Below are 12,644 nucleotides of genomic sequence, written 5' to 3'. Positions count from 1 at the left end.
AGTTCACGATGAGGAGGCAAAATCTAAATGCAAGCGAAATTGTGGCTCCCTCTCCGGGCAGCGCGATGGGCTTTGCTGCTGCTCATCGGCAGTCTGAGCAGCGCAGGCGCGATCGCCCAAAGCGAACCGCCCTCCGAGGCGTCTGAGGCGATCGCGCCCCGATCCTCCTCTGCCCCCCTGCCCCAGATCGACCGTCCCTTCCTGAAGCTAGGCAGCCAGGGGGCTGATGTCTCCGAAGTGCAGGCTTTGCTGCGACTGTTGGGGTACTACACCGGCGCTGTGGACGGAGTCTACAGCGAAGGCACCGCCGCCGCCGTCGCCAACTTCCAGAAAGCTGCCGGGCTCACCGCCGATGGCATCGTCGGCCCTGCCACCTGGAGGCGTCTCTTGCCCAGCAGTTCCGAGGCGATCGCCCCCACAGATACCCGCACTTCTGCCGGCGCCACCAGCTTTCCGCGACCTGCCCCGAGCGATCGCGGCCCCACCACGCCCCAGGCAACTCCCCCAGCGACTCCCCAGCCCGCTGCCCCTGATGCCAATCCCACTGCGAGTGCCGCCGCCCCCGCGCCCCCGGAGACTTCTGAGGGCTCAGCGCCTGCTCCAGAGGCAGCCCCCGCAGAAGTCACCCTTCCCATTTTGCGGCGGGGCGATCGCGGCCCCGCCGTCACCCAACTCCAAGAGCGCCTGAAAGCCATCAAGCTATACCAAGGCGAGGTTGACGGCATCTTCGGAGAAGGAACCGAAGTCGCTGTCGAAGCAGCCCAAAAAGACGCGGGCCTAACCGCAGATGGTGTCGTCGGTCCCGCCACCTGGCAGGCGCTCCTGCGTCGCCAGTAGCTCTGCCCCCCTTAGAGCACCGAAACAGCTACGGCAAACCGATAAAGTCTCGCTTGCCGTAGCTGCCCAAGCAATTAGGAAAGCCCTCATCAATTCGAGCGTTTCCCAAGCAAATTCCTAGAGCCCATTTCTCTATTTCCCACAAGTTTTCGAAATATTGCAGCTAATATTGCAACGTATCACAGCCTATCAAGTTTCTTAAATTGGGGATCACACCACCGACCTTGGTGTTATTTTGATATTAGGCACAGCGAAGGAAAGAGCCTCAACACAACCCCCTTCGAAACTGGTCGGTCTTAGAGCTTGTGCCTCCCGCTCTAAACCGGATGCTACTCCTTATTTTTCTTAGACAACAGTCAGTTTGTTAGCAATGTGGTAAGGCGTTCAGGACTTTGTCTCACTAACAGTCGCTTCAATTTCGTTACGTTTTCAAGCGCCTGAACGCCAAGCCAAACCTACAGTCTGGATAGACGATAGCTGACTCAGTCCTAGTGATTTCTAAGGTTGGCATTTCGAGCAAACATTACTTTTACCTCATTGCTGATTCTGTCTAGTTTGGTTTGTGTTTCATTTCGTTCCGCATTGTTTTTGTTAGTTCCAAGTTCCGTTACTTCGTCTGAATTGAACCAAGTCCCTAGAGCCTAGTTGATTCCAACTAGGCTCCCTTATTGGGACAATTCTTGAGTGCAAGACCGCGAAATCGGCGCACTTTCTATCACTTTCCCTACACACAAAAAGGGGCTACAAACATAGCCCCTTTTTTGATCAATTCAAATGTGTCAATCAGCGCGAGCGCATCAGTCTAGACCAGAGGCGATCGCCGTTGAAGGGCTAAAAGAGCGGTAGGTAATGTTGTGCTGCTTGAGGCGGCGAAGCGCTTCGCCCAGGCGCTCCTGCTCGGCAATCAAGCTAACGCGCACGTAGCCTTCACCGCCGCGCCCAAAGGCATTTCCTGGCGTCACGACAATTCCGGTTTTCTCGAGCACGGTCAGCGCGAAGTCCGTGGACGTGCTGCCAGGCGGGCAGGGCACCCAGAGGTACATCGTCGCTCGCGTTTTGGGCACGTCCCAGCCGAGCTCAGCCAGACCCTCGATCAAGAAGTCCCGGCGGCTGCGATAGCGAGCCTGGACTTCATGCACATAGACATCCGGGAGGCGCAGGGCGGTCTCGGCCGCTGTCTGCAGCGCCGCAAAAATGCCGTAGTCCAGGTTGGTCTTGAGGGTGCGCAGCCCCTGGATAATATGGCGGTTGCCCACCACGAATCCAACCCGCCAGCCTGCCATGTTGTAGGTCTTGGACAGGGTGTGGAACTCGACGCTGATGTCCTTGGCGCCCGGAATTTCGAGCAGGCTGGTCGGTTGATATCCGTCAAAGGCCAGCTCGGCGTAGCACAAATCGTGCACCAGCATGATTTCGTGCTTGCGGGCAAACGCAACCACCTCTTCGAAGAACTCCCGAGGCGCGGTGGCCGCAGTGGGGTTGCTGGGGTAGTTGAAATAGAGGATTTTGGCGCGCTGGGCAACTTCGTCTGGAATGGTTGCCAGATCAATCAGCCAGCCATTGTCAGGCTTGAGGAGAATGTCGTAAATTTCGCCGCCTGCAATCACAGGACCGCGAAAGTGCGCTGGATAGGCGGGGCTAGGGACCAGGATCAGGTCCCCGGGATTGATGTAGGCGATCGCCAGGTGAGCAAGACCTTCCTTTGAGCCGAGCAGGGGCAGCGCTTCGCCTTCCGGGTCGAGGGTGACGCCATAGCGGCGGTGGTACCACTCGGTAATGGTGCGCCGAAAGCTCGCAGTCCCTTCGAAGGGGGGATAGCCGTGGTTGCGCGTGTCCTGGAGCGCAGCCATCGCAGCTTCGACCACGGGCTGGGGCGTCGGCCCGTCGGGGTTGCCCATGCCCAGGTCGATCAGGTCGACTCCCTGCTCTCGCACCCGAGCTTTCAGCTCGTCGAGGCGGGCAAACACGTAAGGAGGTAGCGATTTGAGGCGATCGGCAGGGGTGATCCAGTCCAGGCTCATTTCGTTACCTCACTTTCGTTCAGGGATACCATCGAGACATCAGAAACCATCACGGCGCTACCGATTTCCGCAGCGTTTCGAGCGTCCGCGGGCGATCGCCGGCCCAGTTCTGTCGGCGCAGTGGTTGACACCATCGCCGCCATCAGCTGCGTCGGCACGACCGGGAAAGGCAGCCGGTGAATATCAGAATTGGGTGAGCAGGCAACTTCGGCTGCCCGAGTCAGCTCAGCCAGGGTTACATCGGCCAGGCCCAGATCCTCGAGGCTGCGGGGCAGGCCGATCGCTTCATAAAACTTGAGGAGCTGGTGGCGCGCAGTGGCCGCTAGCTGGTTGCCCTGGACTAGCTCTTCGAGGCGCAGCTGGACCAAAATTCCGTAGGCCACTTTTTCGCCGTGGAGCATGGAGTGGCTGGCCTCCAGGTGAGTTAGGCCGTTGTGGACAGCGTGGGCCGCCACGGTCCGGCACTGAGCACCACCAATACCGCCAATCACGCCCGCCAGCAGCACCGTGGCGTCCACCACTTCTTGCCACACTGGGCTGCCGGGCGATCGCAGGGCCAAGGCAGACTTCTGGAACAGGAGATCGCGCAAAACCCGCGCTTGCTGCACAGCAGCGATGATCAGGGTCTGGTCAGAGTCTCCGCTGCTGACGGAGGCTTCGTACCATTTGGCGATCGCATCGCCAATGCCCGCCACTAGAGTCCGCTGGGGTGCCGTTTGGATCAGGTCATAATCGAGCACCAGAACTTCGGGGCAGTGGGGCAGCGCCACATCGTACAAGAACGCGCCCTGCTCTGAATAAATATTGGACAGCGCCGTCCAAGCCGCGCAGGTGGCGCCCGAGGTGGGAATGGTCACAATCGGCAACTGGCACTGATGGGCCAAGAGCTTGGCCGTATCCAGCGCTTTACCGCCGCCAACTCCGATGATGATGTCGGCCTGGTGATCAGCGACGGCCTGGCGCAGGGCCGCCAAGCTGGATTCACTGCAATCTGGGCCATAGGTGGCTTGGGCGGCGGTCAACGTTTGCAGGACAGGCGCCAAGAAAGGCTCAACCGCAGCGAGCGTGCGATCGCCCCCCACGATTAGGGGACGCTGCCCCAACCGGGCAATGACTTCACCTAGGGTAGCCACCACGCCCGCACCTCGCACCACCTGCGCTGGGGCGATCGCCAACGACGGGAGCAAACCAGAAGGCATGGGCACAGCAGATTGCGGCGAATTGACCATAAAGTCTCAGAAAGATGTGACGACAGTTAATGACAAAACCGGCGGCATATGTAGTGTACTTAACACTAGCATTTCCGACCCAATTGCGACTCAGCCCCACCGAGATCTCGCCTCGGTCAGATGACGGAAATCCCAAGCCTGCTAAGCGCGATCGCTCGGGAGCTCAGCAAAATTTTGGCGGAACAGCTCGACCTGCATATTTTCGTCTTCCCGCACCGCCAGCGATCGCTTCACTTGGCCCAAGAAAAGGGGCTTCGAGAGACCCTCCGACGGATGAATGATCGTGCGGGCGCGGATCATAAACTGATTGTCCTGGCCGCCATAGCGCCCCAGGGAAAACAGATCGCCCGCAGCCTGACGCAAAGTCGCCTCGAGCTCTGTCTCAGTAATCTCGGGCGCGACCGCTACCACCGCCTGATTGGCTCCATTGTCGTAGACGACCGTGTAGCGCACCGCTCCCGGAATCGACGTCCGCATAATCGGCACCAAGCTGAGGGCAAACAGGCCGCTGGTCAACACCCCCATAAAGCCTGTCGCGCCCACCAGTCGGAAGCGAATGCCCCACTGGAGCACAAACGCCAAAACCGTCAGAGCCGCCAGCACCAGGGTCAAAATCCCCCCCCAGCCCGCAGCTTTTGCAAACTCGGCAGTTGTAATCATGAGTTGTAATCGCTTTATTCGTTTTCGTTGCTGACAAAGCCTTCGGCCACTTCGCCCGACGGCTGCTCCAGGGCAGCTTTGAGGGTGTGCCAGGTCAGCGTCGCGCACTTGATGCGCACCGGAAATTGGGAGACGCCTTGCATGACATTGAGTTTGCGCAGCTCCCGCGGAAATTCGGCTTCGCCCTTCATCATGTCCTGGAAGCGCTGCACCATCTCTGCCGCTTCGGCCAGGGTTTTGCCCCGCAGCGCCTCTGCCATCAAATCCGCAGACGCCATGGCGATCGCGCAGCCCTCTCCCTCAAACTTCACCGACTCAATGCGATCGCCCGCCTCAGCCAGCTGCACCGTCAGCTCGATCGTGTCGCCGCAGGAGGGATTGTGTCCTCGCTGGCGCCGATGAACCGGATCGGTCTGGCCTTTGTGCCGAGGCTTTTTGTAGTGCTCGAGAATCACCTGCTGATAAAGATCGCGCAGATTTCCCAGGGAAGAGGTCATGGTTGCGTTCGCTATCGTGATAGTTCATCAAACCGTCCCTTCGATCCTATCAGGGCCGATTCGTTTGCCGAGGATTTCGGCCCGCAAGATTGCCTAGCCGAGCAAATTTGCTCGGGGATTGAAGGTCTCTACGCTGCGGAGTCTTTCGTAGCAGTCGCGCTCTTCCGGGGTCAGCGTCTTGGGCAGCACGAGCTGAATTTCAACAATTTGATCGCCGCGCCCCTCTTCTGAGGGATAGCCCTTGCCAGCCAGGCGCAAACGCTGGCCAGAGGACACGCTCGGCGGAATATTGATACTCACTGGGCCGTCCAGGGTCGGCACCTCAATCGGCCCTCCCAGCACTGCTTCACTCGGGGTCACCGGGATCACACACACCACATCGGTCCCTTCGAGGCGGAACAGGGGATGGGGCAAGACGGTGATCTTGAGGTACAGGTCTCCGCCGCCGATGCCTTGACCCTTGAGGCGGATCCGCTGATCGGTGAACATTCCCGGGGGCATGTCCACTTCGAGCGATCGCCCGTCTTCGAGGCGGACCCGCTCTCGTCCGCCAGTGTAGGCCTTCTCTAGAGGCATGCTCAAAAACGCCTCAGCATCTCGGCGCTCGACTCGGGGGGGCACCGTGTAGGACGTTCGGCTGGTCCCCGGCTCGTAGGGGTTGGGCGCAGCGGCGGCGCGGCGGGCAGCAGCGGCCCGAGCAGCAGGCGCCGTCGTCGCGGTGCGCGTTTGGGCTCGCCGTCCCAGCAGCTGATCGACAAAACTATTGAAGTCCGAGAACTGGCTATAGTCCGTATCGGGCCCCCGCCGCCCCATCCAGCCACCGGCAGGCGCAGTGCGCTTGAAGCCGCGCTGCTTCCAAAAACGACTGTATTTGTCGTATTCGGCCCGCTTGGTCGTATCCGACAGCACCTCGTAGGCCTCGGTGATGTCTTTGAATTTTTCTTCCGCCGCTTTGTCTCCTGGGTTCAGGTCGGGGTGATACTGACGGGCCAGCCGGCGATAGACTTGCTTGATTTCGTCAAGGGAAGCCTCTCTGGCAACACCCAGAAGCTCGTAATAGTTGCGGAAGTTCTGCATGAACGTAGGAGGCAGGTGAAAAAGCTAGAACAGGGAAAAAGGAGAGCAGCCGACAGGCCGATGACTCAACTGGGCGATCGCCCAGGAGCCAGACTAGAGCCAGTCGTCGTCATCATCCCACTCATCGTTATCGTAATTGTAGGTGCTGGTCCCGGAGCGACTGCCGGAGCTGCCCCCGTACAAGGGGCGATCGTCTCGTCGGCGATCGCGATCGCGATCGCCCGAAAACGTCCGGCGCAGCGGCTCAAAGAAGCCCTCTTCTTCTTCGTCCTGGATGCTGATTCGCACCTCGCGGTCTAGCTCGTAGAGAGCATCCTGGAGATCGGCTTGGGCCAGATCCACGCCGCGATCGTCCTCTTGATCGAGGCACTCGCGCAGCTCTCGGATCAGCCCTTCGATTTTCTTGCGGCGATCGCTAGCAAAGTACATGCCAAAGTCCAGGGCCACCTCCCGCAGCTTGCGCTCCGCCTTGAGGGCGATCGCCTCTGCCTTGTTGCGCTTGTCAACGCGGGCCTTCTTGAGGCGATCGCTCTCAGCGAACTCCTCCGCCTCCCGGATCATCTGCTCGACCTCTTCCGTCGACAGCGTCGAAGCGCCCTGAATGGTCAGGCCTTGCTCCCGCCCCGTCGTCTTGTCCAGGGCCATCACCTGCAAGATGCCGTTCGCATCGATGTCGAAGGAAATCTGGACCTGAGGCACCCCGCGCGGCGCCGGCGGAATCCCCGTCAGCTTGAAGCGGCCCAGGGACTTGTTGCCCGAGGCAATATCCCGCTCTCCCTGGAGGACATGGACTTCCACCACGCTTTGGTTATTTTCGGACGTCGAGAAAATATCCGAGCGGCGCACCGGAATCGTCGTATTGCGCGGAATGATTTTCTTCATGACGCCGCCGATCGTCTCCAGACCCATCGACAGCGGTGTCACATCGAGCAGCAAAATATCTTTTACTTCACCGCCCAGAATCCCCGCCTGGATCGCAGCGCCCACCGCCACCACCTCGTCGGGGTTGACGTTCTGATTGGGCTCTAGGTCCACCAGCGATCGCACCAAGTCTTGCACCATCGGCATCCGGGTCGAGCCCCCCACCAGCACCACCTCATCGATGGCGTTGGGCGACAGGCCCGCATCGGCGAGCGCCTGCTTTACGGGATAGCGCAGTCGCTCCACCAGATCGCGGCACAGATCCTCAAACTGCACCCGCGTGAGCCGCGTCTCCAAATGCTTGGGACCGTCCGCCGTCGCCGTGATGAACGGCAGGTTAATGTCAGTAACGTTGACGCCAGAGAGCTCAATCTTGGCCTTCTCCGAGGCCTCGGTCAGACGCTGGAGCGCCTGGCGATCGCGCCGCAGATCGACCCCCTCTGCCTCCAAAAACTGGTCCGCCAGCCAGTCGACAATCTTCTCATCAAAGTCATTGCCCCCCAGCTGCGTATCGCCGCTTGTGGCCTTGACCTCGAACACCCCATCACCGACCTCCAGCACCGACACATCAAAGGTGCCGCCGCCCAAATCAAACACCAAGATCGTTTGGTTATTCGCCCGATCAAGACCGTAGGCCAAGGACGCCGCCGTGGGCTCATTGAGAATCCGCTTCACCTCCAGCCCCGCAATCCGGCCCGCGTCCCGCGTTGCCTGCCGCTGAGAGTCATTAAAATAGGCCGGCACCGTAATGACCGCCCCCGTCACCGGCTGCCCCAGGTAGCGACTCGCCTCATCGGCCAGCTTCCGCAGGACCATGGCGGAAATTTCCTCTGGCGCAAAGTCGCGCTCTAGCCGAGGGCACTTGATGCGAATATTGGCGTTTTCGTCACGGCGAATGGTGTACGGAACGCGCTTGGAGGCCGGGGTCAGCTCAGAATACTTGCGACCCATGAAGCGCTTGACGCCGTAGAAAGTATTCTGAGGGTTGAGCACGGTCTGGCGACGCGCCATTTGGCCAACCAAACGCTCCCCTTCTTTACTGAAACCCACCACGGAGGGAGTCGTGCGCATTCCTTCAGCGTTGGCAATGACAACGGGTTTCCCGCCTTCCATTACGGCGACGACTGAGTTCGTGGTCCCCAAGTCAATGCCGACTACTTTACCCATCGCGTTGCTATTCCTTCTCCGTATATTCGGCTTTTAGATTCTTCCCGTCGCTGGAATCGAAAACCGCCCTGAATCGGGCTATCTCCAGGGCTATTAACAAAGAAACGTTAACATTGTCTAGCTAATATTATCGCGCTCTCTTTTGAGCCTTGTAGATCCCTGGCAGAGTCGTTTTTTGTCTGCCCTCGCCCAAGCAAATCAAAAAATGATGAAGGCGATCGCGCCCGAAGTGCCCTTACTTCCACGCTAACAGATCCTTGTTGAGCCCCCAATCAACCGCGTTTTAGCAAAAAAATTTACGCGAAGGCGCAAATTCAAGGTGAATCTCCAAGCTTCCGTAAAATGTAACGGATTGCAACGGTATAATGATCACTGTTTAGAACATTAGGACTGAGGGCAGCACTGTTACATGCGAGTTGCGATCGCTGGGGCGGGTCTGGCCGGTCTTGCGTGTGCGAAATATCTAGCGGACGCAGGCCATACTCCCATTGTCATCGAGCGTCGAGACGTGCTGGGCGGCAAAGTCGCTGCCTGGAAGGACGAAGACGGAGATTGGTATGAGACCGGGCTGCACATCTTCTTTGGGGCCTATCCCAATATGCTGCAGCTATTCAAAGAGTTGGACATCGAAGATCGGCTCCAGTGGAAGGAGCACACCATGATCTTCAATCAGCCGGAGAAGCCTGGGACTTACTCTCGCTTCGACTTCCCAGATATGCCGGCGCCTTTCAATGGGGTCTGGGCCATCCTTCGCAACAATGACATGTTGACGTGGGAGGAAAAAATTCGCTTCGGATTGGGCCTGATTCCAGCGATGCTGCAAGGGCAATCCTATGTCGAAGAAATGGACAAATACTCCTTCTCGGAGTGGCTCAAGCGTCAAAACGTGCCGCCACGGGTTGAGAAAGAAGTATTTATTGCCATGGCCAAGGCGCTGAATTTTATCGATCCAGATGAGATTTCGGCGACGGTGGTTTTGACGGCTCTCAACCGCTTTTTGCAGGAGAAGAACGGCTCCAAGATGGCGTTCTTGGACGGTGCGCCGCCCGAGCGCCTGTGCCAGCCTGTGGTGGACTATGTGACGGAGCGGGGCGGCGAGGTTCGCCTGAACGCACCGCTCAAAGAGATTCGCCTCAATCCGGACGGCACGGTCAAGGATTTCGTGATTCGGGGCCTCGATGGCGCGCCGGAAGAGGTGCTGGAGGCAGATGTCTACGTCTCGGCCATGCCGGTCGATCTGCTCAAGCTGATGCTGCCGGATGCCTGGAAGCAGGAAGCCTATTTCCAGCAGCTCAATGGCCTGGAAGGGGTGCCGGTGATCAACTTGCACCTGTGGTTCGATCGCAAGCTGACGGATATTGATCACCTTCTCTTCTCGCGATCGCCCCTCCTCAGCGTTTATGCTGACATGAGCAATACCTGCCGAGAATATGCCAACCCCGACCGTTCGATGTTGGAGTTGGTCTTGGCCCCTGCCAAAGACTGGATTGGGCGCTCCGATGAAGACATCGTGGCGGCCACCATGGCTGAACTGGAAAAACTCTTCCCTCAGCACTTTGGCACTGACAACCCTGCCAAGCTTTTGAAGTACAAGGTTGTCAAAACCCCACGCTCTGTCTACAAAGCGACTCCAGGTCGACAGCAACATCGGCCTTCGCAGGTAACCCCCATCAGTAACTTCTACCTGACGGGCGATTACACAATGCAGCGCTATCTAGCAAGCATGGAAGGGGCAGTTTTGTCTGGTAAGCTGACGGCGCAGGCTATTGCTGCGGCGAATCCCGAAGCCCAATCCCCAAGCGGTCAGCCTGGGAAGTCAACGTCCTCCACGCCCGCCACGAATGCTGCAACTGCCTGATTCTCCCCAATCTCTTTCGACGCGCGACATGCCTCGCTCCGGTTTGGCGTCTGTTGACGGTGCCTATGAGCTCTGCCGTCAGGTAACGGCTGAGTACGCGAAAACGTTCTACCTAGGAACGTTGCTGATGCCGGAGGAGAAACGTCGGGCCATCTGGGCCATTTACGTTTGGTGTCGCCGGACGGATGAGTTGGTGGACGGGCCGCAGGCTGCCCAGACCACAGCCGAGACGCTCAATCAGTGGGAGCACCACTTGGAGCGGATCTTTGCTGGGTATCCTGAGGATGATTACGATTTGGCGCTGGTGGATACGCTGTCGAAGTTTCCGCTAGATATCCAGCCATTTCGGGACATGATTGCGGGCCAGCACATGGATTTGGTCCGCAATCGCTACCAAACCTTTGATGAGCTGTATCTCTACTGTTATCGGGTTGCCAGCACGGTGGGCCTGATGTCGACGGCAGTGATGGGCACCGATGCCCGGCGATCGCCTGCTCCCTGGGACCCTGAGGCCACCTACATTCCCACGGAGGAAGCGATCGCCCTCGGCATCGCCAACCAGTTGACCAATATCCTGCGAGATGTGGGCGAAGATGCTCGGCGGGGGCGAATTTATTTGCCCCTTGATGAGCTAGCTCTCTTCAACTACACCGAAGAAGACCTGATGCAGGGCGTGGTGGACGATCGCTGGCGGGAGCTGATGCGCTTCCAGATTCAGCGCACCCGCAAGTACTACACTCAGGCGGAGCGCGGCATCACGGCCTTGAGCCCCGATGCTCGCTGGCCGGTTTGGTCAGCGCTGATGCTCTACAGCAAGATTTTGGACGCGATCGAGCGAAACAACTACGACGTGTTTCGCCAGCGAGCCTACGTCTCGAGGCTCAAGAAGATCTCCTATTTGCCCATCGCCTGGTTACGGGCGATCGCACTTTAAAATTGACGTTTATGCAGCTTGAGTTTATTCCGGTCGAGGAATTCTATTTTGCCTTGACCTTGGCAGTGCGGACCCTGACCGAGATCGATCAGCCAGAATTGACCCAGCAAGTGGGCGATCGCCTGAAAGAACTCTACGGCCAGCCATCCACCGTGGCCGCCGCGAGCCAGAACACCTTCAACTATGTTTTCCGGGTCTGTGACTACGACAACAGCCCCGCAGAGCAGCTTATTATCTCCGTCGCCGACTGGCAGAACAAGCTGCGCCTCAGCAGCGACTATGGATGGACCCTAGACAACGATCGCAAGCCTGTGCGCACCGATCGCTTCGCACAGCGGGACGCCTTCGCCCAGGAACTACAAGCTCACTTGCAAAGCTGGCTCAAGCTGAGCTGGTAAGACTCTACGGGCCTTTTTAGTTCTTTATTTTTGTCTTTAAAAGCATTGCCCGGCGCATGACTGCACGCCGGGCAATGCTTTAGGGCAATTTACTCGCTCTCGGCCTCAACGCTGCAGCTCCAGGACGCCAAGATTTTTGCAGCACTGCGTCCCAAAAATGGAACTAGAGCCTAGTCTTGCCAGCGGCTTCCTAGCCGCCCCGCAGAACCAAGCTCTAGCTCATCAGTTATGCCGATTCCGAGTCAGCTTGAAGCCATAGGCTAGCTGTCTAGACAGACCTTAGGCATCAAGCCGAAAGTAAAAAGCAACTTAGTTGGTCGTCGTTTGAGCGGCCAACAGTTCCTTCAACTTCTCTAGGTCTTGAGCCCAGCGCGGATCAGGCTGCACCGCATCCGACGTCGTAGAGGTCGTGCTGCGGCGGGCTTTGCCACCACCGCCACCGCTGCCGCCCTTGCGACGAGCACCGCCGCCAGCGTTCGAGGGTGCAGGTGCAGCGCCTTCTTCTTTGCCCTTCGAGCGAGGCAGCGCCTTCTCGATCTTGATTGCACAATCCTTGACTTGGTAGCCATTGAATTTCTCAATGACTTCATCAGCTTCCTCATCACTCTTGACGGTGATGAAGCCAAATCCCCGACACTTGTTGGTTTTACGGTCGGTAATTACCTTGATCGCCAGTAGTTCACCAGCTTCTGCAAATGCAGCTTCTAGCTCTTGGCGATCCAGGTCTTTGGGCAGATTGCCCACGTAGAGACGAATCGGCATACGAATCGATACCTCCAGGTGCTGATCTAGACAAACTTGATTAAAAACTTTGGCAAAGTATTAGTTAAAGGCTCAGCAGAATCAGCGGGTAACCTCCTTCCCATGGGCCTCTTCTGCACACGCCACTCAGGCATAAACCACGCTAGCTGCTTGCCATATTGCTCAACTTTTTTAGGACGAGGCGATGTCAAAGTCACTACTGGCCACTCCGGGCGATCGCGACATTAATCGCTTCGGTCAAGACTTTTTGGCTTTGCTAAATCGTGCTTTGATCTGCTGCAAC

At 58.2% G+C, this 12,644-nt stretch carries 11 protein-coding genes; 4 read left to right on the top strand and 7 right to left on the bottom strand.

Annotated features, from left to right (window positions below; genetic code table 11):
- Positions 1-27 precede the first annotated feature (27 nt).
- Positions 28-837 (top strand): peptidoglycan-binding protein, encoded by an 810-nt coding sequence (locus GEI7407_RS05815; protein ID WP_015171210.1) that lies wholly within the window; start codon positions 28-30, stop codon positions 835-837.
- 797 nt (positions 838-1,634) lie between these two features.
- On the opposite strand, the gene GEI7407_RS05810 is transcribed toward GEI7407_RS05815, so the two are convergent.
- The 6 genes from GEI7407_RS05810 to dnaK form a co-directional block, all read right to left on the bottom strand.
- Positions 1,635-2,858, bottom strand: coding sequence for an aspartate aminotransferase (locus tag GEI7407_RS05810; protein ID WP_015171209.1), 1,224 nt, complete (start codon positions 2,856-2,858; stop codon positions 1,635-1,637).
- A complete protein-coding gene (locus GEI7407_RS05805; protein ID WP_015171208.1) occupies positions 2,855-4,087 on the bottom strand; it encodes an iron-containing alcohol dehydrogenase family protein in 1,233 nt (410 codons plus the stop codon). Before GEI7407_RS05805 ends, GEI7407_RS05810 begins: the two co-directional genes overlap by 4 nt.
- Positions 4,088-4,228: 141 nt before the next feature.
- The gene (locus GEI7407_RS05800) at positions 4,229-4,747 is read right to left on the bottom strand and encodes a Ycf51 family protein (protein ID WP_015171207.1); all 519 of its coding nucleotides are present in this window, start codon (positions 4,745-4,747) and stop codon (positions 4,229-4,231) included.
- A gap of 14 nt (positions 4,748-4,761) precedes the next feature.
- Positions 4,762-5,244: a Fe-S cluster assembly sulfur transfer protein SufU gene (sufU, locus tag GEI7407_RS05795; RefSeq protein WP_015171206.1), complete on the bottom strand. Its 483-nt coding sequence runs from the start codon at positions 5,242-5,244 to the stop codon at positions 4,762-4,764.
- Positions 5,245-5,337: 93 nt separating this feature from the next.
- A complete protein-coding gene (locus GEI7407_RS05790; RefSeq protein ID WP_015171205.1) occupies positions 5,338-6,321 on the bottom strand; it encodes a J domain-containing protein in 984 nt (327 codons plus the stop codon).
- A 93-nt stretch (positions 6,322-6,414) separates the two neighbouring features.
- Positions 6,415-8,409: a molecular chaperone DnaK gene (gene dnaK, locus GEI7407_RS05785; protein ID WP_015171204.1), complete on the bottom strand. Its 1,995-nt coding sequence runs from the start codon at positions 8,407-8,409 to the stop codon at positions 6,415-6,417.
- Positions 8,410-8,818: 409 nt separating this feature from the next.
- On the opposite strand from dnaK, the gene pds reads away from it, so the two are divergent.
- From pds to GEI7407_RS05770, 3 genes are read left to right on the top strand one after another with little or no spacing between them, the layout of a single operon-like run.
- Positions 8,819-10,267, top strand: a complete 1,449-nt coding sequence (pds, locus tag GEI7407_RS05780; protein WP_015171203.1) for a 15-cis-phytoene desaturase — start codon at positions 8,819-8,821, stop codon at positions 10,265-10,267.
- On the top strand, positions 10,251-11,201 hold the full coding sequence (crtB, locus tag GEI7407_RS05775; RefSeq protein ID WP_015171202.1) for a 15-cis-phytoene synthase CrtB: 951 nt from the start codon (positions 10,251-10,253) through the stop codon (positions 11,199-11,201). Before pds ends, crtB begins: the two co-directional genes overlap by 17 nt.
- Positions 11,202-11,212: 11 nt before the next feature.
- Positions 11,213-11,599, top strand: a complete 387-nt coding sequence (locus GEI7407_RS05770) for a hypothetical protein (protein ID WP_015171201.1) — start codon at positions 11,213-11,215, stop codon at positions 11,597-11,599.
- Between the two features lie 309 nt (positions 11,600-11,908).
- On the opposite strand, the gene GEI7407_RS05765 is transcribed toward GEI7407_RS05770, so the two are convergent.
- Positions 11,909-12,361, bottom strand: coding sequence for an RNA-binding protein (locus GEI7407_RS05765; RefSeq protein WP_015171200.1), 453 nt, complete (start codon positions 12,359-12,361; stop codon positions 11,909-11,911).
- Positions 12,362-12,644: the final 283 nt, after the last annotated feature.

It is taken from the genome of Geitlerinema sp. PCC 7407 (assembly GCF_000317045.1).
Lineage (GTDB): Bacteria > Cyanobacteriota > Cyanobacteriia > PCC-7407 > PCC-7407 > PCC-7407.
This window is presented reverse-complemented; position numbering and strand designations above follow the sequence as displayed.